Below are 21,370 nucleotides of genomic sequence, written 5' to 3'. Positions count from 1 at the left end.
AAGGCCATGACGCAGAACGCGCAGCCGGCCGGGGCGGAGAAGACCCCGGCGGCCCCCGCCGCGGCCAAGGACGCCGCGGCCCAGGGAATGTCCATCGTCGCCCGCTCCCAGGGCCAGCTGGTGCGGCGCCGGTTCTTCCGGCACCGCGGCGCCCTGGCGGGCATGATCCTGTTCTTCATCGTGGTGGCGCTCGCCGTCAGCACGATCGGCGCCGGGCCGATCCCCGGCTGGTGGGACAAGGACCCCATGGCCACCGGCCAGGTGGTCGACGCGGGCCGACCCACCCTGTCCGTGCTGCCCGAGTTCCTCGGCGGCGGCGGGCTCCACCTGGGCGAACACCCCTTCGGCCAGGACAACATCGGCCGCGACTACTTCGCCCTCACCATGCGCGGCACCCAGGTGTCGCTGGTGATCGCGCTGATCACCGGCCTGGTCGCCACCTTCGTCGGGACCCTGCTCGGCGCCGTCGCCGGCTACTTCCGCGGCTGGGCCGAGTCGGTGCTGATGCGCATCACCGACGTGATGATCGCCATCCCGACGCTGCTGATCGCGGGTCTGATCGGCGTCATCGTCGCCGGCCGCGGCATCGTGATCTTCGCGGTCTTCCTCGGCCTGTGCCTGTGGACGCAGATCGCCCGGCTGGTGCGCGGCGAGGTGCTGTCGCTGCGGGAGAAGGAGTACGTGGAGGCGGCCCGCTCGGTCGGCACCCGCTCCCGACGCATCATCTTCAAGCACATCCTGCCCAACACGATGGGCGTGATCATCGTCTCGGCGACGCTGATGATCGCCAGCGCGGTGCTGACCGAGACCGCGCTCTCCTTCCTCGGGCTTGGCGTACAGGCGCCGGACACCTCGCTCGGCCGGCTGATCAGCGACTACCGCACGGCGCTGACGGTTCGCCCCTGGCTCTTCTACTGGCCGGGCGCCTTCATCATCGCCATCGCCCTGTCGATCAACTTCATCGGCGACGGCCTGCGCGACGCCTTCGACCCCCGACAGACCCGGGTGCGTGACTGATGTCTTCCCTTACCCCACCTGTGACCCCGTCCGAGAGCGTCGCGCCGACCGAGGCCGCCGTGACCGAGGCGGCCGAGGAGGTCCACGCGGCCAGGACACTGGCCGACTCGCGGCCGCCGTCGGACGAGGAGATCCTGACCGTCGAGAACCTGACGGTCGAGTTCCCCACCGACGACGGCGTGGTGCGGGCCGTGCGCGGCATCAGCTACACCCTGCACGCCCGCGAGGTGCTGGGCATCGTCGGCGAGTCGGGCTCCGGCAAGTCGGTCTCGTCGATGGCCGTGATGGGTCTGCTCCCGAAGAACGCGCGGATCCGCGGCAGCATCCGTTACCGCGGCCAGGACCTGCTGGCGCTGCGCCCCAAGGAACAGCGCTCGCTGCGCGGCCGGAAGATCGCGATGATCTTCCAGGACCCGATGACCTCGCTCAACCCGGTCCGCACGGTCGGCGACCAGCTCGCCGAGGCGGTGCTCGCGCACCATCTCGTGCCGCGCAAGAACGCGCTCGCCCGGGCGCGGGAGATGCTCGACCTGGTCGGCATCCCGCAGGCCGACAAGCGGCTGCGGTCCTACCCGCACGAGTTCTCCGGCGGCATGCGGCAGCGCGTGATGATCGCGATGGCGATCATCAACGACCCCGACGTGATCATCGCGGACGAGCCCACCACGGCCCTCGACGTGACCGTCCAGGCGCAGATCCTGGAGAAGCTGCTCGAGGTCAAGGACGAGGTCAACGCGGCGATCCTGATGATCACCCACGACCTGGGCGTGATCGCGGGCATGGCGCACCGCACCCTGGTGATGTACGCCGGCAAGCCGGTCGAGATCGGCGAGACCGACCAGGTCTTCTACGAGCCCCGGATGCCGTACACCGCGGGCCTGCTCGGCTCCATCCCCTCCCTCGACGGCGACCGGGACGGTCGGCTGCGGCCGATCGGCGGCACCCCGCCCTCGCTGATCCACCTGCCGCCCGGCTGCCCGTTCTCGCCGCGCTGCCCGCTGGCGACGGACGAGTGCCGGGCGAGCGAGCCGGAGCTCGCCGCGGTGGGCGAGGGTCACTCGGCGGCCTGCCACCACAGCGACACCCTGGCCGAGGCCGAGGACGCCACCGCGTTCTTCCGCACGACCGGCCCAGAGGAGGCCTGATGTCCACGCAGAGTCCCACTCCGACATCTCGGGAGCTGCTGAGGGTCACCGACCTGGTGGTCAACTTCCCGGTGCGCGGCGGCGGCCTGTTCCGCCGGGTCGTGGGCCAGGTGCAGGCGGTCAGCGGGGTGTCGTTCTCCGTCGGGGAGGGCGAGACCCTGGGCGTGGTGGGCGAGTCCGGGTGCGGCAAGTCCACCACGGGCCGGGCGGTGCTCCAGCTGATCAAGCCGACCTCCGGCTCGGTGACGTTCGAAGGCCAGGAGATCACCGGCCTGTCGACGTCCCAGCTGCGGGCGGTGCAGCGGAACGCCGGCATGGTCTTCCAGGACCCGTACGCCTCGCTCAACCCGCGGCTGCCGGTGAACGACATCGTCGCCGAACCGCTGAAGGTGCAGGGCGTCTGGCGCGAGGGCGGCAGGGCCAGGGTGGCCGAGCTGCTGGAACTCGTCGGCCTGAGCCCGGAGCACGGCAACCGCTACCCGCACGAGTTCTCCGGCGGCCAGCGGCAGCGCATCGGCATCGCCCGGGCACTGGCGCTCGACCCGAAGCTGCTGGTGCTCGACGAGCCGGTCTCGGCGCTCGACGTGTCGGTGCAGGCGGGCGTGGTCAACCTGCTCGAGGACCTCCAGGACCGGCTCGGCGTGGCCTACGTCTTCATCGCCCACGACCTGTCGGTGGTCCGGCACATCTCGGACCGGGTAGCGGTCATGTACCTGGGCAAGATCGTGGAGACCGGCACCCGGCAGGACGTCTACGAGCGGCCCAGCCACCCGTACACCCAGGCGCTGCTCTCGGCGGCGCCGCTGGCCGACCCGCGGCGGGAACGGGCCCGCCGTCGGACGGTGCTCACCGGGGACGTGCCTAGCCCCCTCTCGCCGCCCAGCGGCTGCCGCTTCCGCACCCGCTGCTGGAAGGCGCAGGACATCTGCGCCACCGAGGAGCCGGCGCTCAAGGACCGGGGGACGGCCCATCCGGTGGCCTGCCACTTCCCCGAGGAGGCGGAGAAGGCCGCGCCGGCCCCGGCCCCCGCCCCGGCGGCCTGACGGCGGTCTCCCTCCCACTCACCGCCCTCCCGGGGCGGTGGGTGGGACGGCCGGCCCCTCAGGCGTCCTCGGCCAGCAGTTCGTCGATCCGCCGCACCTTGGACGTCAGCCCGTCGGTGACGCCGTCCCGCACGTCCGCCTTGAGGACCAGGCTGACGCGGCTCACGCCGCGCGCCCGCACCGCCTCGACGGCGGCCTTCACCACCGCCATCACCTCGTCCCACTCGCCCTCGACCGAGGTGAACATCGCGTCGGTCCGGTGCGGCAGCCCACTCTCCCTGACCACCCGCACCGCCGCAGCGACGTCCTCCCCGACGTCCTCAGCCGAGCCGATCGGCGTCACCGAGAACGCGACGATCACGCGTCATCGCCTCCGGCGCCGCCCTCGTTCCCCTCGTTCCGTTCGTTCCGTTCGTTCTCGTCGCCCTCGGCCGACTCGGCGTCCTTCTCGAGACCGAGCCGCTCGACCAGCCACCTGTCGAACTCGACCGAGGCCCGCACCCAGCTGACCAGGCTCGCCACGAAGTGGTCGAAGCCCACCCCGGCGCCGATCAGCATCTGCACCTCACCGATCAGCCGGACCGAGCCGTCGTCGTTGGTGTGCGTGTACACCTTGGGCCACAGCGTGGTGTGGTTCCACTCGTCGACGCTCTCCAAAAGCCGCGGCTTGTCGTCGATCGTGTGCGGCCGGTCGTAGAACGTCCGCACCGACAGGATCCGCTGCTGCTTCTCGCCCCGGAACATGAAGTAGGTGCGGAAGTCCTTCCAGGGCGCCACCAGGTCGCCCTGCTTGTCCACCACGTACTTCAGCTTCATCCGGTCGAGCAGTTGCTTGATCAGATCCTGGTTCGGCATGATCGGCCCCGCCGGCTTGCGCGCCTGCTGCGGCTGGCCGCCGGACTGGTCGCCGGACGGGCGACCGGGCTGGCCCCCGAAGTTCGGGATTGCGGACGGGTCGACAGACACGGGATAAGTCCCTTCATACGGTTTTAGAGGGCGTTCCCCATCCTCTCCCATCACTCCCGGGACATGGCAACCAGTCGTAGCCCACCGTCGAGATCCGCGTCCACCCGAACGGTGTCACCGTCCCGCACCTCGCCGGAGAGGATCTGCCTGGCCAGCGGGTCGCCGATGGCCGTCTGCACCAGGCGGCGCAGCGGCCTGGCCCCGTAGGCCGGGTCGTTGCCCTCGACGGCCAGCCAGCGCAACGCCAGCTCCGTGACGTCCAGCGTGAGCCGCCGGTCGACGAGCCGCCGCTGGAGTGCGTCGACCTGCAGCTGGGCGATCCGCCCCAGCTCCTCGCCCGTCAGCGCGCTGAACACCACCAGATCGTCAAGACGGTTCAGGAACTCGGGCCGGAAGGCCGCCCGCACCGCCGCCAGGACCTCCTCCCGCTGCTCGGCCGGCTTGGCCAGCGGATCGATCAGGTGCTGACTGCCGAGGTTGGAGGTGAGGATGAGGATGGTGTTGCGGAAGTCGACCGTGCGGCCCTGGCCGTCGGTCAGCCGCCCGTCGTCCAACACCTGGAGCAGGATGTCGAAGACCTCGTGGTGGGCCTTCTCCACCTCGTCGAGCAGCACCACGCTGTAGGGGCGGCGCCGGACCGCCTCCGTGAGCTGACCGCCCTCCTCGTACCCCACGTAGCCGGGGGGCGCCCCGACCAGCCGGGCCACGGAGTGCTTCTCGCTGTACTCGCTCATGTCGATACGGACCATGGCCCGCTCGTCGTCGAAGAGGAAGTCGGCCAGCGCCTTGGCCAGCTCCGTCTTGCCGACGCCCGTGGGCCCGAGGAAGAGGAACGAACCGGTCGGCCGGTCCGGGTCGGCGATTCCGGCACGGCTGCGCCGCACCGCGTCGGACACGGCCCGCACGGCCTCCGCCTGGCCGATCAGCCGACGGCCGAGCTCCTCCTCCATCCGGAGCAGTTTCTCCGTCTCGCCCTCCAGCAGCCGACCCGCCGGGATGCCGGTCCAGGCGGAGACGACGTCGGCGATGTCGTCGGGCCCGACCTCCTCCTTCACCATGGTGGACCTGGCCGCCTCGGCCTCCGCCTCGGAGGCCGCCGCCAGCTCCCGCTCCAGCGCCGGGATCTCGGCGTACAGCAGCTTGGACGCGGTCTCGAAGTCGCCGTCCCGCTGGGCGCGCTCGGCCAGGCCACGCGTCTCGTCGAGCCGCTCCTTGAGCTCACCCACCCGGTTGAGGCTCTGCTTCTCCTTCTCCCACCGGGCGGTCAGGCCGCGCAGCTCCTCCTCGCGGTCCGCGAGCTCCCGCCTGATCCGCTCCAGGCGCTCCCTGGAGGACACGTCGGACTCGCCGGCCAGCGCCATCTCCTCCATCTTCAGCCGGTCGACCGAGCGCTGGAGCTCGTCGATCTCGACCGGCGAGGAGTCGATCTCCATCCGCAGCCGCGAGGCCGCCTCGTCGACCAGGTCGATCGCCTTGTCCGGCAGGAAGCGCGAGGTGATGTACCGGTCGGAGAGGGCGGCCGCGGCGACCAGCGCGCCGTCGGCGATCTGCACCTTGTGGTGGGCCTCGTAGCGGCCCTTCAGCCCGCGCAGGATGGCGACGCTGTCCTCCACGCTGGGCTCGGCGACCAGCACCTGCTGGAAGCGCCGCTCCAGCGCCGCGTCCTTCTCGATGCGCTCGCGGTACTCGTCGAGCGTGGTGGCGCCGACCATCCGCAGCTCGCCGCGGGCCAGCATGGGCTTCAGCATGTTGCCCGCGTCCATCGCCGAGTCGGCGCCGGCGCCCGCGCCGACGACGGTGTGCAACTCGTCGATGAAGGTGATGATGCGGCCGTCGCTCTCCTTGATCTCGGCGAGCACGGACTTCAGGCGCTCCTCGAACTCGCCCCGGTACTTGGCGCCGGCCACCATCGCGCCGAGGTCGAGCGAGACCAGCCGCTTGTTCTTCAGGGACTCGGGCACGTCCCCCTTGACGATGCGCTGGGCCAGGCCCTCGACGACGGCGGTCTTGCCCACCCCCGGCTCACCGATCAGGACCGGGTTGTTCTTGGTGCGGCGGGAGAGCACCTGCACCACCCGGCGGATCTCGTGGTCCCGGCCGATCACCGGGTCGAGCCGCCCCTCGCGGGCGGCGGCCGTGAAGTCGGTGCCGAACTTCTCCAGCGCCTTGTAGGTGCCCTCGGGGTCGGGGCTGGTCACCCGCTGCCCGCCGCGGCCGCGCTGGAAGGCGGCGAGCAGCTTCTTGTCGGTGGCGCCCTGGCGGCTCAGCAACTCACCGGTGGCCCCGCCACGGGCCGCGAGGCCGATCAGCAGGTGCTCGGTGGAGATGAACTGATCGCCCAGCTCCATGGCCCGCTGGGCGGCGTCCGAGAGGACGGACAGCATCTCGCGGTTCGGCTGGGGCTTGGCGACGGACGAGCCCTGCACGCTCGGCAGCCCGCCAAGCAGCCGCTCGGCGCCGGAACGCAGGGCCGCCTGGTCGGCGTCCACGGCGGCCAGCAGGTCCTGGATGTTCTCGTTGTCCTGCCCGGAGAGCAGGGCGAGCAGCAGATGAGCCGGCGTGATGTCCGGGTGCCCGTCGGCCAGCGCCCGATCGTTCGCGGCACTGATCGCGTCCCGGCTCCGATTGGTCAGCTCGGCGTTCACTCCCGGCACTCCTCCCTGTAGCTGCTAGCAGCTGCGTGCGATAAGTTGAGTCTATCTCACTCAAGTGCCGATGCGCACACCCCTTCGTATTCCTCTTCCGGGTGAAAGAGATCTCCGCGCCTCCCGGTTCGACCGAGCGTGGGAAACGCTGGCACCCGACCAGGAGAGGAGGCACCATGACCGTCATGGCCGCCCACGAGCCCGCACGCGCAGAGCACGACCTCCTCGAAGTCTTTCTGGGCCTGGACACGCCCGACGGATACCGGGCCGAGCTCATCGAAGGGGAGATCGCTGTGAGCCCACCGCCGAGCGGCGACCACGAGGACCTCATCGACCTGATCGTCGACGAGATCAGGCGGAGATCGAGGACACGGATGCAGTGCTCGGGTCACAAGGGGCTGGCGGTCCCCAGATCCGACGGCCTCTTCCCGCCCAACCACCTCATCCCCGACGTGACCGTCGCCCCCCGCGACCTGCGGCTGTTCCGCGGCGCCCCCTCGTGGATGGAACCGGACGGCGTGGCGATGGTCGTCGAGGTGACCAGCGGCAGAGCCGGACTCGACCGGATCGACAAGCGCTACGCGTACGCCCAGGGAGGCATCCCGCTCTACCTCCTGGTCGACCGCGACCAGGAATCCGTCAGCCTGTTCAGCGAGCCCCTGCGAGACGACTACAAGGAGGTCGCCTCCGCCCCCTTCGGCGAGGTGCTCCCCCTGCCCGAGCCCTTCGGCTTCGAGCTCGACACCGCCGACTTCCTCTGACCATCCGGCCGGCGCCCCTCACCCGCCGGCCGCGGCGAACAGCTCCCTCGCCTCCTCGGGGAACGGCCGGCCCACCACGTGGCCGTCGCCGCTGCCCACCGACATCACCGCGACCACCGTCCCCGACTGGCCGTCCGCCGCGAAGTCCTGGATCCACGGACCACCGCTCGAGCCGGCGGTCATGTCGCAGCCGTCGAGCACCAGACCGCCCACGTTGGGCGCCTGCGCCTCGTCGACCCCCAGCACGTCCGTGTCGCCCTCGCAGTACCGCAGCGACTCCCCGTCGTACGGCTCGACCGCCGGATAGCCGAGCACGGCGACCCGCCGCCCCTCCGGCACCGGCTCGAACGCGATCCGGTTGGCGCCGTGCGCCTCCTGGACCGTCCGGCCGTCCTTCTCCGCCACGGTGAGGAACGCGTAGTCGTGCGGCAGCACCTCGATCGTCTCGCGGGTGACGTCCCAGCCCTCCGGGGTGTGCCAGGAGGCGATCCGCCAGCCGTCCTCCCGGTAGCTGTCCCGCCCGTGGTCGTAGCCGGGCACGAACCAGGCGTCGCGCGGCGGCTCCGGGTTGTCCCTGGTGCGCGCGCAGTGCGCCGCGGTGGCGACCACGCTGCCGTTGGGCGCGTCCACGACGGCGCCCGAGCAGAGGCCGAGCCGGCCGCCGCCCGCGTCCCAGATGATCTTTCCCACGGTGCCGACGGCGCCGCCGTCCCACGGCTCCGAGGCGACGGCGGGCGGCGCGAGGAGCCCGGCGAGGGAGACCGCGGCGAGCGCCGGCAACAGCGGAGATGTCATAGGCACACCCTGGGATCACGCTCCGGGCATGTCCAGCCACCGTCAGCCGATCGAGTGGTGGAACGGGACTCGCGCTCCCGGCAAAGATCCGGCAAAACCACCGCTCCGCCAGCGGTGTGGACCACTGCCGCGCCGCAGGCGACACCCGCGCCGTCCGGAAACCCCGTCCGGCCCATCCTCGCAGGCAACTTCCACGTTTCACGGGCGCATTGACGGCTCCATCCGGTACCACGAGCATGCCCGTGCCCACTACCACCGGAGGCCGCCGTGCGAGGAAGAGCACCCCGACCCCGTGCGATCGCCGTCGCCGCCACCGCGGCCACGGCCGTCGCCCTGCCACTGCTGTTGACCGGCCCACCCGCCACCGCCGACTCCGACGACACCACGCTGCAGGCCGCGTTCGCCGAGGCCGCCGACCGGTACGGCGTGCCCGAGAGCGTGCTGCTCGCCGTCTCCTACCTCGAGTCGCGCTGGGACGGCCACGCCGGCGCCGCCAGCGTCACCGGCGGGTACGGACCGATGCACCTGACGGACGCCGCGACCGCGCTGGCCGAGTCCACCACCCGGGGCCACCACGCGGACGGGACGGAGGACCCGCGCGGCGACGACTCCCGACCGCTGCCGGCCGCCGACCGCCCGGGGGTGGACTCCGCGGCCGAGGCGGTCCCGGCCGCGGCGCGCACGCCGGCGGCCACCACCCTGCCGCGCGCTGCCGCCCTCACCGACATCCCGGCCGACGAACTCCGCACCGACGAGGCCGCCAACGTCGCGGGCGGCGCCGCGCTGCTCGCCGACGCCCAACGCGCGCTCGGCGCCCCGGCGAGCGACGACCCAGCCGACTGGTACGGCGCCGTCGCCGCCTACGCGGGTGCCGAGACCCGAGAGGCCGCCGAGGTCTTCGCCGACGACGTCTACGACGTGCTCGCCACGGGCGCCCGTCGCGTCACCGACAGCGGCCAGCGGGTGACCCTCGTGCCCGTCGCCGTCACCCCGGACACCGCCACCGCCGACGCGCTCGGCCTGCCGGGCGGGGGCCGCGACCCGGAGGTGGAGTGCCCGCGGACGGTGGCCTGCGACTGGATCCCCGCGCCCTACCAGGACCTCGGCGACGGCGACTACGGCAACCACGACCTCGCCGACCGACCCGACTCCCAGGACGTCGACTACATCGTCATCCACGACACCGAGGCCACCTGGGAGACCACGCTCGACCTGGTGCAGGACCCCACCTACGTCTCCTGGCACTACAGCCTGCGCTCCTCCGACGGCCAGATCGCCCAGCACCTGCGCACCAAGGACGTCGGCTGGCACGCCGGCAACTGGTACGTCAACGCCAAGTCGATCGGCCTCGAACACGAGGGCTTCCTCACCGATCCCGACGCCTGGTACACGGAGGCGATGTACCGCACCTCGGCCCGCCTGGTGCGCTACCTCGCCCGCGCGTACGACATCCCGCTCGACCGGCAGCACATCGTGGGCCACGACAACGTGCAGGGCCCGACCAACGCCAACGTCGCCGGCATGCACACCGACCCCGGCCCCTACTGGGACTGGTCGCACTACTTCGAACTCCTCGGCGCCCCCTTCCACGCGACGGCGGGACCGCGCGGCGGTCTCGTCACCATCGCGCCCGACTACGACACCCACAGCCCCGGCTACGTCGACTGCGGCTCACCCGGCCAGCAGTGCCCCCCGCACGGCTCGGGCGCCGTCCGACTGCACACCGCGCCCAGCCACGAGGCGCCGCTCGTCCGCGACATCGCCACCCACCCGGGCGACGGCGAGTCCTCGACCGGCGTGAACGACGTCGGCGCACGCGCCTCGGCCGGACAGACCTTCGCGGTCGCCGACCGCTCGGGCGACTGGACGGCCATCTGGTACCTGGGGCAAGAGGCCTGGTTCCACAACCCGGCCGACGCGCCGACCGCCGTCAACACCCGCGGCCTCGTCGCCACCGGCAGGGACGGCGCCGCCACCATCCCGGTCTACGGCCGCGCCTACCCGGAGGCCGCCGCCTACCCGCCGGACGTTCCCGTGCAGTCCGTCGTGCCGCTCGCCTACGAGATCCCCGCCGACCAGGAGTACGCCGTGGGTCTCCGCACCGACAGCGAGTACTACCGGGCCGTCACCTTCGACCCGGCCGAGCACCAGGTGGTGCGCGGCGAGGAGTACTACCAGATCCAGCTCGGCCACCGGATCGGCTTCGTGCGCGCGGCCGACGTCGAGCTGAGGTGGTCGGGCAGCTGAGCAACCAGCCGCTGGGCGGGGCTCGTTACGATGAGGACGATGCCCCGCCAGCCGCTCACCATCGCCGCCGTCGCCGCCGCCGTGCTGGCCGCGCTCATGATCACCGTGGCAGCCAGGAACGGCTCGCCCTTCGCCATCGACTCCACGCTGAACGACTGGGCCGTCGACCACCGCACCCCCGCCTGGACCACCACCTTCAAGGCGATCACCAACACCGGCAGCGGCCCCCCGGCCATGGTCCTGGGCGCGATCGTCGGCGCGCTCGCCCTGCCACGCCGGTGGTGGCTGGGCGCGGTGGTCGGCCTCGGCACCCTGTGGGTGGGCATGTTCTTCCGGTGGCTCCTGGTCAACTGGCTCGGCCGGCCGCGACCCCCCATGGCCGACTGGCTCACCCACCCGGACAACCCGTCGATGCCCTCCGGTCACGCCGCCACGTCCGGCATGATCGCCATCGGCTTCGCCCTCGTCCTGTCTCGCCACGCACCCCGCGCCATCGCCTACGCCATCCCCGCCGTCTGGCTGGTGCTGGTCGGCATCAGCCGGGTCTACCTCGGGGTCCACTGGCCCACCGACATCATCGCCGGCTGGCTGTACGCCACCGCCTACACCGCCCTGGTACTCCCGCCGCTCGCCAACGCGCTGGCTAAGGTGCGCGGTTATGACACAGGCGATCGAAAGCGAGAGTCCTAGCGACCGCGAGCTGACCACCGGCCGCCGAGGGCTGGCGCTCCGCGAGACCGCGGAGGGGTCGGGCGTCCGCTTCGAGATACGCCTCGACGGCCGGCCCATAGGCCGCGTCGAGCTGTGCACCACCCCCACGCCGACGGGCAGCCCTTCCCGCCACACCATCACCTACCGGCTCGAACCGGCGCACACCCGCCAGGGCCATGCCACGGCCGCCTGTTGGGCGGCGCTCGGGCACGCCCGGCGCGTCCTCGGCGCGCGGGAGATGCACGCCGAGGTGCCACACGGCGACCGGGCCGGCGCCGACGTCGCCCTCCGCCTCGGCTTCCGCCACACCGCCGACACGGGCACGCACGCGGTCTTCCGCCTCTCACTCACCGCCACCACCGGCGGCGCCCCGGCTCCGCGCCCGACCGCCCGCGTCGTGCTGCTCGACGACGACGGCCGGCTCCTCCTCCGCTCCACCCGCCGCGGCGACACCCTCGTCTGGTGCGCCACCGGCGGCGCGGTGCGGCCGGGCGAGACCCACGAGGGCGCGGCGCTGCGCGGACTCCGCGAGGAGACCGGCCTGACCGGGGTCACGCCGGGCCCCGAGATCTGGCGCGGCCGCCCCTGGTTCGCCGTCATCGGGGGCGTGGCGCACGAGGTACGGCAGCGCTACTACCTGGCGCGGGTGCCGTCCCACCAGGCCGACACCTCGGGGTTCGAGGCATGGGAGCCGGCCGACGTCACCGGCCGCCGCTGGTGGACGGTCGACGAACTCGCCGCCACCCCGGACCTCCTACGGCCGGCCGGCCTGCCCAAGCTGCTGGCCGACCTGCTGGCTGGCGGGCCGCCCGATCGGCCGATCGCCGTAGCCGGCTGAGGGTTCCTGAACTGGCCGGATCGTTACCAACGATATTTGTGGCAAAGGATGTTGAACGGCCTGGGAAGGGATATTCCCGCCTTGCCCTCCATCAGCGGACAGAGCAGAGTGCGTGCACTCCGACAGCACAACCGAAAATGGATCCTCCATGCGCAAGCTGACTCTGTTGGGAACAGCCGCTGCCGCAGGCGCGCTGCTGGTCGCCGGGGCGACTCCGGCCCTGGCCACCGAGAACGAGGTGGGCCTGCACCAGAGCCCTCCGATCACCGCGGACGATCCCGAGTTCGCCGGGAACGGGGAGTGCCCGACGATACCCGCCGACCAGGACGGATGGCACTTCGTCCTGCCCACGAACGACGCGGTCTTCCTCGAACTGCGGGTGACGTTCGAGCAGGGCGGCGAGCAGGTCGTCACGGACTTCGGCCCGCCCAGCGACAAGCACGCCTACGTGGCCTCCGCCCCGGGCGACACCCTGATCGCCGCCAGCGCGACCATCGAGGGCGGGCCGGTCGACTTCCGCCTCTCCCACACCTGCCCGGCCACCGAGGATTCCGAGGAGCCGGCCGAGCAGGAACCGGCCACCGAGGAACCTGACGAGCCCGGCCAGCAGGAACCAGCCACCGAAGAGCCCGAGACGCAGGCGCCGGGCGCCGGCACGGACGGGGGGAGCGCCGAGGAGGAGCCCGCCGCCGAGCCGACCTCGGAGCCGGCCCAGCCCTCCGGCGACGACGCCGATCTGGCCGAGACGGGCTCCAACACCCCGGTCATCGCCGCCTCCGCCGGGGCCTTGGCCCTCCTCGCTGTCGGCGGTTACCTGGCCCTTCGCCGCCGCGGCCAGGCCAACCGCGCCTGACCGCCTTTCACGGGGCCGCCCTCCCGAGGGCGGCCCCACGGCCGGTGCCTACCGACCCCGGTCGGGGCGCCAGACCACGATTGCCGAGGACTGCCTGACGTCCTGGTAGGGCACCAGATCACGCCGGTAGGAGGCGTGCACCTGGGCCTCCCGCTGACGCATCGCCACCGCGGCGCCCTCCACCGCGGCCTGCAGCTCGGCCACCTGTGCCTGAAGAGCCGCGACCTGCGTCTGCAGCGCGATGATCTGCTTGATCCCGGCGAGGTTGATCCCCTCGTCCTGGGACAGCCGCTGCACCTCGCGCAGCAGCTGGATGTCCCGCGCCGAGTACCGCCGGCCGCGGCCCGCGGTGCGGTCCGGCGAGACCAGGCCGAGCCGGTCGTACTGTCGGAGGGTCTGCGGGTGCAGCCCGGAGAGCTGAGCCGCGACGGAGATGACGTATACCGGCGTGTCCTCAGTCAGCTCGTAGGGGTTCCCAAAGGAGTTACTGCTCTGTCCTTGCCGGCCGTTCATCTCTTACTCTCCCTTCGCGGCCTCGAACAGCCCTGCCCGAGGATCCTCGCCCTCCACCGTCGCGCGATACTCCTCAAGGGCCTTGCGTGCCCTGTCACCCAGGTCGCGGGGGACCGCGACCTCGATCGTCACCAGCAGGTCGCCCCGGGTGCCGTCCTTGCGCACTGCGCCCTTGCCCCGCGCCCGCATAGTGCGGCCGGCCGGGGTACCCGGGGGCAGCTTCAGGGTGACCGGTGGACCACCGAGCGTCGGCACCTTGATCTCACCACCCAGCGCGGCCTCGGGGAAGGTGACCGGCACCGTGATGGTGAGATTGTCACCTCGCCTGCCGAACACCGGATGTTCGTCCACATGAACGACGACATACAGGTCGCCGTTGGGGCCCCCACGCTCTCCCGGCGCGCCTTTGCCGCGCAGCCGGATCCGCTGGCCGTCGTCGACGCCCGCCGGGATGCGGACCTGCATGGTGCGCGAGCTGGTGGCCCGCCCACTGCCCCGGCAGACCGTGCACGGGTCCTGGGCGATCAGCCCACGCCCCTTGCAGTCCACGCACGGGTCGGTGAGCGAGAAGCCACCCCCGCCGCCTCGGCTGACCTGTCCTGTACCGACACAGGTGGGGCACACACGCGGCGTGCCGTTCTTGTCGCCCGTGCCGGAACACGCCTTGCAGGCCGCGCTCGACGACATCCGCAGCGGCACCGTGGCCCCCGACACCGCCTCGGTGAAGCTGAGCGTCACCTCTGACTCGATGTCCTGGCCGCGGCGCGGGGCGGTGCGGGTGCCCGCGCCGCCCCGGTTGAACAGGCCGCCGAACACGTCGCCGATGCCGCCGCCGAACCCGCCGGCCGCCCCGCCGGGGCCGGTGCCACCCTGAGGGCCGCCGAACAGGTCACCGAGGTCGAAGTTGAACTGACCGCCGGCCCCCGGCCCCGGCCGGAAGCCGCCGTTGCCGAACAGGGCGCGCGCCTCGTCGTACTCCTTGCGCCGCTTCGCGTCGCCGAGCACGTCGTAGGCCTCGGAGACGTCCTTGAAGCGGTCCTCGGCGCGGGCGTCCCCCTTGTTGGCGTCCGGGTGGTTCTCCCGGGCCAGCTTGCGGTACGCCTTCTTGATCTCGGCCTCGGTGGCGTCCCGAGGAACGCCGAGGACCTTGTAGTAGTCCTTCTCGATGAAGTCCTTGGTGCTCATCCCCGGCGATCCTCCTTCCCCACCACCGCGGCGTCAGCCCTCGTCGGGGCCACCGCCGTTGTCCTTCTCGGGCGCACTCTCCTCCTGTTCGGCGGGCTTCCCCGGCTGCGGCTCGGCGACACCCACCCGGGCCGGGCGGATCGTCCGGTCGCCGATCCGGTACCCCGGCTGAAGGATCTGCACGCACGTGGTCTCCGTGACGTCCGGCGAGTAGCTGTGCATCAGGGCCTCGTGGATCATCGGGTCGAAGGGCTCGCCCTCCTTGCCGAACTGGGCGAGGCCCATCTTCGCCGCCACCATCTCGAGCGACTCCGCGACGTGCTTGAAGCCGCCGACCAGCTCGCCGTGGTCCCGCGCACGACCGATGTCGTCGAGCACCGGCAGCAGCTCGGTGAGGAGGTTGGCGACGGCCACCTCCTTGACGGCGATCCGGTCGCGCTCGACCCGCCGGCGGTAGTTCTGGAACTCCGCCTGGAGCCGCTGCAGGTCCTGCGTGCGCTCGTTCAGCGCCGAACGGGTCTGGTCGAGCTGAGCGGTCAGCGCCACGTCCTGAAGGTCGGCCGCCGGCGGCTCGGGGATCGCGTCCCCGGCCGCCGCGTCCGCGCCGCCCCCCTCCGCGGGGGACTCGGCACCGGACTCCGCCGGCAGATCCTGGTTCGCCGCCTCGGCGTCGGGGACCTCAGGCTCCTTGTCGAAGCCCTGCGGGTCCTGGGTCACGCCGCACCACCCTTCGGCTTGTCGTCGTCCACGATCTCGGCGTCGACGACGTCCTCGTCGGCACCCGACGCGCCGGCCGCGCCGCCCGGCGCGGCCCCGCCGGCGGCCTGGGAGGCCTGGGCGTCGGCGTACATGGCCTGCCCCAGCTTCTGGCTGGTGGCGGCCAGCTTCTCGGACGCCTCGCGGATGGCCGCGGTGTCCTCGCCCTTCAGCTGCTCGGCCAGCTCGGCGATGGCGGTCTCGACCTCGGTCTTGACCTCACCCGGAACCTTCTCCGCGTTCTCCTTGAGGAAGTTCTCCGTGGTGTACTTCAGCTGCTCGGCCTGGTTGCGCGTCTCGGCGGCCTCACGGCGGCGCTTGTCCTCCTCCGCGTACTGCTCGGCGTCGCGCATCATCCGCTCGATGTCGTCCTTCGGCAGCGCCGAGCCGCCGGTGACGGTCATCCGCTGCTCCTTGCCGGTGCCCAGGTCCTTGGCGGAGACGTGCATGATGCCGTTGGCGTCGATGTCGAAGGTGACCTCGATCTGCGGGATCCCGCGGGGCGCCGGCGGCAGGCCGGTCAGCTCGAACATACCGAGCTTCTTGTTGTACGCCGCGATCTCGCGCTCGCCCTGGTAGACCTGGATCTGCACGGACGGCTGGTTGTCCTCGGCCGTGGTGAAGATCTCGGAGCGCTTGGTCGGGATCGTGGTGTTGCGCTCGATCAGCTTGGTCATGATGCCGCCCTTGGTCTCGATGCCGAGGGACAGCGGGGTGACGTCGAGCAGCAGGACGTCCTTGACCTCGCCCTTGAGCACGCCGGCCTGGAGGCTGGCGCCGATGGCCACGACCTCGTCCGGGTTGACGCCCTTGTTGGCCTCCTTGCCACCGGTGAGCTCACGCACCAGCTCGGCGACGGCGGGCATCCGGGTCGAACCGCCGACCAGCACCACGTGGTCGATCTCGGACAGCTGGATGCCGGCGTCCTTGATCACGTTGTGGAACGGGGTCTTGCAGCGCTCGAGCAGGTCGGAGGTCAGCTGCTGGAACTGCGCCCTGGTGAGCTTCTCGTCCATGTGCAGCGGGCCCTCGGCCGAGGCCGTGATGTAGGGCAGGTTGATCGTGGTCTCGGTGGAGGAGGAGAGCTCGATCTTCGCCTTCTCCGCGGACTCGCGCAGCCGCTGCAGGGCCATCTTGTCCTTGGAGAGGTCGACGCCGTGCGCGTTGGCGAACTGGCGGACCAGGTGGTCCACGATGCGCTGGTCCCAGTCGTCGCCACCGAGGTGGTTGTCACCGTTGGTGGCCTTGACCTCGACCACGCCGTCGCCGATCTCGAGCAGCGAGACGTCGAAGGTGCCGCCACCGAGGTCGAAGACGAGGATCGTCTGGTCGTCCTTCTCCAGGCCGTAGGCGAGGGCGGCCGCGGTCGGCTCGTTCACGATCCGCAGCACGTTCAGACCGGCGATCTCGCCGGCCTCCTTGGTGGCCTGCCGCTCGTGGTCGTTGAAGTAGGCGGGGACGGTGATCACCGCGTCGGTGACCTTCTCGCCCAGGTACGCCTCGGCGTCCCGCTTGAGCTTCTGCAGGATGAAGGCGCTGATCTGCTGCGGGTTGAAGTCCTTGCCGTCCAGGCCGATCTTCCAGTCGGTGCCCATGTGGCGCTTGACCGACCGGATGGTCCGGTCCACGTTGGTGACGGCCTGCCGCTTGGCGACCTCGCCGACGAGCACCTCACCGTTCTTCGCGAAGGCCACAACGGACGGCGTGGTCCTGGCGCCCTCGGCGTTGGTGATGACGGTGGGCTCACCGCCTTCGAGAACACTGACGACGGAGTTCGTCGTACCCAGGTCGATGCCGACCGCACGTGCCATTTCGGTTTCCTCCGGCTGCTAACTGATCTGTCCTGTGTGTTGAGCGTAACCGACTCAAGACTGCCTCAGCCGACAGCCGGAGTCAAATGACCTGAGTGGAGGAGACTCAACTCTTGTTGCGGATGGCGACTCAATCGATTACGCTGAGTGACCATGAGTGTAGTTCAGACCCCCATCGGTAGCCGGATCCGCATCGACATCCGTGTCCAGGCCAGCGTCAGCGTGTGGCTGGGCGTTCAGGCTGAGGGCCAGGAGCGCGACATCGTCCCTGATCTCCCCGGCGAAGGTCGTCAGGTCCCGCCAGACGAAGTCCACGACGTCGCCGGGCACCAGCGCACCGTCCGCCCTCAGACGAGCGGTGAGCCGGTCGACGAGGGGGTAGAAGGCTCCGCCGGCCCCCCGCGCCTCCGTCACCCCGTCCGTGTAGCCGAGCAGCACGTCGTCCGACGCGAGATCGGTCGCGGCGAGCCCGGGAGCTCCCCCGTCGGGCAGTCCGAGGCCGAGCGGCGGGCCAGGCGGCGAGTCGAGCTCCCGCACCCGCCCGCCCCTGAGCAGCAGCGGCGGGGGATGCCCGCAGCTCACCAGGCGCACCACCGCCCCGCCAGGAGGGAACTCGAGCAGCAGCGCCGTGGCGAACAGCTCCGTGCGATCGCCCGCGTCCAGCCTGAGGCGCCGGTCGAGACGCGCCGCCACGCCCTCGAGACCGGCCTCGTCGAGCGCCGCCTCCCGAAAGGCGCCGAGGATCGCGGCGACCGTGCCCACCGCCGCGACGCCGTGTCCCTGCACGTCCCCGACCAGCGCCCGCACGCCGAACGGCCCCGCCCGCACGTCGTAGAGGTCCCCGCCGACCAGCGCGCCGCGCTGCGCCGCCCGGTAGAGCCCGGCGCAGTGGACCGGCCCGACGCGGTCGGGAAGCGGCGGAAGCACCGCCCGCTGCGCGGCCTCCGCCACGCTGCCGAACACCACGAGGTCGCGCGTGTAGCGCGCCCGGAACCACGCGACCAGCACGCTGAACGCGCCGATCGCCGCCACCGCCGCCAGGTCGCCGCCCGAGACGTGGCCGGGGCGCGTGACGGGGACCGCCAGCAGCACGACCACCGCGGCGCCGAGCACCGCGGTCAGGCCGGGCCCGTAGATCAGCCCCGTGAGCGGCGGAAGCGCGGAAAGCAGGTAGCCGAACTGCTGGGAGCGGGGCTCGGCCAGTTGGGCGACGGCCGTGCCGATCAGCAGCGCCGCCGGCAGCAGGCGCAGCCAGCGCGGCAGCACCTGCGCGGGTCCGGTACCGGGCAGCGGGCCCGGAAGGGGAAGGGTCACGGCGCCGGCCGCCCGACCGCCGGGCGCGGCGCCCGCTCAGCCATGACCGGCGCTCCGCAGCCGGGCGGCCTCCGCGCGGATCTCGGGAAGCTTGGCGTACAGCACGTCGCCAGGGCAGTAGGTCTGGACGATGTCCCGGTGCCCGGAGACCACTTCGAGCTCGGCCGGATCGCCGGCCGGCACCCGGCTGTCGTCGTTGGTGGAGACCATGCGCACCCGGCCACGCGGATCGGTGCCCGGCCGCAGCTTCCAGGCGGCGATCTTGGCGATCGCCGACACCAGCTCCGCCGGCACGCTGCCCTCGGCGCCGAAGTCGCCGAGCGCCGCGACGCCGACGCTGTCCGCGTTGAACCCGGTGGTGTGCGCGCCCTGCACGAAGCGGTCGGCTCCGCCGCCCCTGCCCTCGTAGATGGTGCCGCAGCGGTCGACCACGAAGTTGTAGCCGATGTCGTCCCAGCCCTTCCAGAGGACGTGGTCCTGCTGCATGGCGCGGAGCATCTCCGGCACGTCCTCGCAGTCGTAGTCGTCCGGGTGGTTGGTGTGGTGGACGAAGACGGCCCGGGCCGCGCCCGTGTAGGTCACCGGCTCGGTGCGCAGCTGCTCGTCGGCGCCCCAGGTCGCGCGGGTGACGACGTCGGGGGCGGCCGTGGGCCGCTCGACGGGCGGCAGCGGGCGCTCGGCGGCCGGCGGCGTCGGGCTCTGGCCGGCCAGGGGCGGGGCGTCCCAGGTCACCAGGGTGGCGATGGGCAGGATGGTCGCCGCCCACAGCGCGATCCGGCGTACCCACATGCGCACTCCCGAGGTCAGGCCCTCAGGGCAGGATCTTGACGGCGCTCGACCAGTTGAGGCCGAGTCGCTCCTGGGCCGCCATGTGCAGGAACTGAAAGGCCTCCAGCTCCCGGGCGCGGCGTAGCGGCCCCACGTCCAGCGGCCGGAGTCCGCCGGAGGCGGCCAGCTCGGCCACGCTTCGCTTGGCGTCCTCGTCGTCGCCCGCGATCAGTACGTCCAGTGGCTCTCCGGCGACCTGGCCGGACAGCAGGGTGGCGGCGAAGGTGGTGTTGAACGCCTTCACCACCGGGGCGCCGGGGGCGGCCTCGGCGGCGATCTCCTCGGCGGCCGAGGTGCCGGCCGGCACCGCCAGCGAGTCGAAGGTGGAGAAGTCGACGGGGTTGCAGATGTCGACGATGACGGAGCCGGTCAGCGCCGTGCCGTAGTCGGCGACCACCTCCCGCCCGGCCGGATAGGGCACCGCGAGCACCACCAGGTCGGCGTCCTCGACCGCGATGGCGTCGGACTGGCGGACGTCCCCGTCGCCGCCGGGGGCCGCGCGGCGCAGTTCCTCGGCCAGCGCCGCCGCCTGCTCCGCCGAGCGGCCGACCAGCCGCACGGTGTGGCCCCCGGCCAGCGCCCGGGTCGCTATGCCCCGGGCCATGTTGCCCGGGCCGATAATCGCGATGATCACCTCTCCATGCCAGCACGCGCCCCAGGAGCGCGCATCTCGGCCGGAGGGCCGAGCCGGAGGCTCGGGCGCCCGCTCCCGGGTGCTCAGACGCGCTCGGGCAGGGGCCGGTCGGCACGCAGGTCGGCGAAGACACGGTCGGCGATCGGGCGGTCGAGGGTCAGCCGGTCGGGTCGTTCCGGGTGCGGCACGGTGGGCACCGTGTGGAAGGTGACGCCGCCGTCCGGCACCGCCCGAAGGTCGGCGACGAGTCCGGCCAGGGCCTCCAGCGAGTCGAGCCCGGGATCCGTGGTGATCGACGAGGTCACGGCGGCGAGCAGCGGGTAGAGCCGCGCGGGGTTGGTGAGCGTGCCCTGGGACGTCACCTTCTCGTAGAGGCGCCCGAGGAAGTCCTGCTGGCGCAGGAGGCGGTTGAGGTCGCTGCCGTCGCCGACGAAGACGCGGGCCCTGACGTAGGCGAGGGCCTGTTCGCCGTCGAGCCGGTGGCGTCCCGCGCCGAGGTCGTGGCCCACGTTGGGGTCGTGCTCGGGCTCGGCGAGTTCCACCTCCACCCCGCCCGCGGCGTCCACGATGTCGGCGAAGCCCTCGAAGCCCACGACGACGTGGTGGTCCACGCGGATGTCGGTCAGCTGCTCGAAGGTCCGGATGGTGCAGGCCGCCCCGCCGAACTGGAACGCCCAGTTGAACTGCGCGTGCTGTGGCTCGCTCGTCTCTCCGTCCGGGGTGCGGCAGCCGGGGATGTCGACGACGATGTCGCGCGGCACGTTCAGGGCGTCGACGCGCTCGCCGTCGCCGGAGAGGTGGAGCAGCAGCACGGTGTCGGAGCGGGCGTTGCCCGTGCCGGAGCCCCAGTCCTCGCCGATCACCAGGATGTTCCTGGCCGGGCCGACGCCCGCGGCGGGGCGCTCCGCGGCGTGCGCCTCGAGTTCGCGGGTCGCCGCGTGGTCGGTGCGGATGTTGCCCTCCAGTTCCTGGAAGGCCCACAGGGCGGTCCCGGCGGCGATCGCCAGCAGCACGCCGAAGGCGAGCAGCGACCACCACAGCACCCTGTGACCGCGTGACGTGTGTACGGACAAACGACAGCCACCCTTCCGGTGTGCGCTCGATGTCGGTCCATCGTGCGCACACCGGAAGAGCTTGAAAGGCTTTTGGGATTATTTGTCCGCGACTTCCCTCGATCGGAGGTCCGCCGACCGGTCGACGGATCCACCGGCCCGTGGAACGGGGGCTGGTCGGCGTCCGGATATGAGCAGGGCCGGCAGCGCCGCGGCGGCCATGGCCACGATGCCCCAGACGTAGGTGCCCTGGTAG

20 protein-coding genes are annotated in these 21,370 nt (G+C 71.9%); 8 read left to right on the top strand and 12 right to left on the bottom strand.

What is annotated here, in order from left to right; translation table 11 throughout:
• Positions 1–6: 6 nt before the first annotated feature.
• Genes ACFWI8_RS30965 through ACFWI8_RS30955 form a run of 3 tightly spaced genes read left to right on the top strand, consistent with a single transcriptional unit; the run spans position 7 to position 3,205 of the window.
• Positions 7–1,017 (top strand): ABC transporter permease, encoded by a 1,011-nt coding sequence (locus tag ACFWI8_RS30965; RefSeq protein WP_387098351.1) that lies wholly within the window; start codon positions 7–9, stop codon positions 1,015–1,017.
• Complete coding sequence (locus ACFWI8_RS30960; RefSeq protein WP_387098349.1) at positions 1,017–2,162, top strand: ABC transporter ATP-binding protein; 1,146 nt, start codon at positions 1,017–1,019, stop codon at positions 2,160–2,162. The genes ACFWI8_RS30965 and ACFWI8_RS30960 overlap by 1 nt, the downstream gene beginning before the upstream one ends.
• Positions 2,162–3,205: an ABC transporter ATP-binding protein gene (locus ACFWI8_RS30955; RefSeq protein WP_387098347.1), complete on the top strand. Its 1,044-nt coding sequence runs from the start codon at positions 2,162–2,164 to the stop codon at positions 3,203–3,205. The genes ACFWI8_RS30960 and ACFWI8_RS30955 overlap by 1 nt, the downstream gene beginning before the upstream one ends.
• Positions 3,206–3,263: 58 nt before the next feature.
• Here ACFWI8_RS30955 and ACFWI8_RS30950 read toward each other — a convergent pair whose 3' ends face one another.
• The 3 genes from ACFWI8_RS30950 to clpB are packed head-to-tail and all read right to left on the bottom strand — an operon-like array spanning position 3,264 to position 6,816.
• Positions 3,264–3,566 (bottom strand): MTH1187 family thiamine-binding protein, encoded by a 303-nt coding sequence (locus ACFWI8_RS30950; RefSeq protein WP_387098345.1) that lies wholly within the window; start codon positions 3,564–3,566, stop codon positions 3,264–3,266.
• Positions 3,563–4,171: a YbjN domain-containing protein gene (locus ACFWI8_RS30945; RefSeq protein ID WP_387098343.1), complete on the bottom strand. Its 609-nt coding sequence runs from the start codon at positions 4,169–4,171 to the stop codon at positions 3,563–3,565. The genes ACFWI8_RS30950 and ACFWI8_RS30945 overlap by 4 nt, the downstream gene beginning before the upstream one ends.
• A 50-nt stretch (positions 4,172–4,221) precedes the next feature.
• Positions 4,222–6,816, bottom strand: coding sequence for an ATP-dependent chaperone ClpB (clpB, locus tag ACFWI8_RS30940; protein WP_387098341.1), 2,595 nt, complete (start codon positions 6,814–6,816; stop codon positions 4,222–4,224).
• Positions 6,817–6,992: 176 nt separating this feature from the next.
• Here clpB and ACFWI8_RS30935 point away from each other — a divergent pair, with 176 nt between their 5' ends.
• Entirely contained in the window at positions 6,993–7,577 is a 585-nt protein-coding gene (locus ACFWI8_RS30935) for a Uma2 family endonuclease (RefSeq protein WP_387098339.1), read from the top strand.
• Positions 7,578–7,595: 18 nt separating this feature from the next.
• On the opposite strand, the gene ACFWI8_RS30930 is transcribed toward ACFWI8_RS30935, so the two are convergent.
• A complete protein-coding gene (locus tag ACFWI8_RS30930) occupies positions 7,596–8,372 on the bottom strand; it encodes a trypsin-like serine peptidase (protein ID WP_387098337.1) in 777 nt (258 codons plus the stop codon).
• Positions 8,373–8,639: 267 nt separating this feature from the next.
• On the opposite strand from ACFWI8_RS30930, the gene ACFWI8_RS30925 reads away from it, so the two are divergent.
• From ACFWI8_RS30925 to ACFWI8_RS30910, 4 genes are all read left to right on the top strand, one after another.
• Positions 8,640–10,619 carry an N-acetylmuramoyl-L-alanine amidase gene (locus tag ACFWI8_RS30925; RefSeq protein ID WP_387098335.1) on the top strand — a complete coding sequence of 660 codons (1,980 nt, stop codon included), beginning with the start codon at positions 8,640–8,642 and terminating at the stop codon, positions 10,617–10,619.
• A gap of 39 nt (positions 10,620–10,658) precedes the next feature.
• Positions 10,659–11,309 (top strand): phosphatase PAP2 family protein, encoded by a 651-nt coding sequence (locus ACFWI8_RS30920; RefSeq protein WP_387098333.1) that lies wholly within the window; start codon positions 10,659–10,661, stop codon positions 11,307–11,309.
• On the top strand, positions 11,278–12,168 hold the full coding sequence (locus ACFWI8_RS30915) for a GNAT family N-acetyltransferase (RefSeq protein ID WP_387098331.1): 891 nt from the start codon (positions 11,278–11,280) through the stop codon (positions 12,166–12,168). The genes ACFWI8_RS30920 and ACFWI8_RS30915 overlap by 32 nt, the downstream gene beginning before the upstream one ends.
• A gap of 148 nt (positions 12,169–12,316) precedes the next feature.
• Positions 12,317–13,021: an LPXTG cell wall anchor domain-containing protein gene (locus tag ACFWI8_RS30910; protein ID WP_387098329.1), complete on the top strand. Its 705-nt coding sequence runs from the start codon at positions 12,317–12,319 to the stop codon at positions 13,019–13,021.
• Between the two features lie 48 nt (positions 13,022–13,069).
• On the opposite strand, the gene ACFWI8_RS30905 is transcribed toward ACFWI8_RS30910, so the two are convergent.
• The 8 genes from ACFWI8_RS30905 to ACFWI8_RS30870 form a co-directional block, all read right to left on the bottom strand.
• On the bottom strand, positions 13,070–13,534 hold the full coding sequence (locus ACFWI8_RS30905) for a heat shock protein transcriptional repressor HspR (protein WP_387098327.1): 465 nt from the start codon (positions 13,532–13,534) through the stop codon (positions 13,070–13,072).
• A 3-nt stretch (positions 13,535–13,537) separates the two neighbouring features.
• Positions 13,538–14,719: a molecular chaperone DnaJ gene (gene dnaJ, locus ACFWI8_RS30900; RefSeq protein ID WP_387098325.1), complete on the bottom strand. Its 1,182-nt coding sequence runs from the start codon at positions 14,717–14,719 to the stop codon at positions 13,538–13,540.
• A 33-nt stretch (positions 14,720–14,752) separates the two neighbouring features.
• Positions 14,753–15,436 (bottom strand): nucleotide exchange factor GrpE, encoded by a 684-nt coding sequence (gene grpE / locus ACFWI8_RS30895; RefSeq protein WP_387098323.1) that lies wholly within the window; start codon positions 15,434–15,436, stop codon positions 14,753–14,755.
• Positions 15,433–17,286: a molecular chaperone DnaK gene (gene dnaK / locus ACFWI8_RS30890; RefSeq protein ID WP_387098321.1), complete on the bottom strand. Its 1,854-nt coding sequence runs from the start codon at positions 17,284–17,286 to the stop codon at positions 15,433–15,435. The genes grpE and dnaK overlap by 4 nt, the downstream gene beginning before the upstream one ends.
• A 138-nt stretch (positions 17,287–17,424) precedes the next feature.
• Entirely contained in the window at positions 17,425–18,600 is a 1,176-nt protein-coding gene (locus tag ACFWI8_RS30885; protein WP_387098319.1) for a PP2C family protein-serine/threonine phosphatase, read from the bottom strand.
• A 36-nt stretch (positions 18,601–18,636) separates the two neighbouring features.
• A complete protein-coding gene (locus tag ACFWI8_RS30880) occupies positions 18,637–19,389 on the bottom strand; it encodes a peptidoglycan recognition protein (protein WP_387098317.1) in 753 nt (250 codons plus the stop codon).
• Between the two features lie 22 nt (positions 19,390–19,411).
• Positions 19,412–20,062 (bottom strand): NAD(P)-binding domain-containing protein, encoded by a 651-nt coding sequence (locus tag ACFWI8_RS30875; RefSeq protein WP_311600313.1) that lies wholly within the window; start codon positions 20,060–20,062, stop codon positions 19,412–19,414.
• An 83-nt stretch (positions 20,063–20,145) separates the two neighbouring features.
• A complete protein-coding gene (locus ACFWI8_RS30870; protein WP_387098315.1) occupies positions 20,146–21,135 on the bottom strand; it encodes an LCP family protein in 990 nt (329 codons plus the stop codon).
• Positions 21,136–21,370: the final 235 nt, after the last annotated feature.

Origin of the sequence: Streptomyces sp. NPDC127098 (assembly GCF_042722465.1) — a bacterium.
GTDB lineage: Bacteria > Actinomycetota > Actinomycetes > Streptomycetales > Streptomycetaceae > Streptomyces > Streptomyces millisiae.
This window is presented reverse-complemented; position numbering and strand designations above follow the sequence as displayed.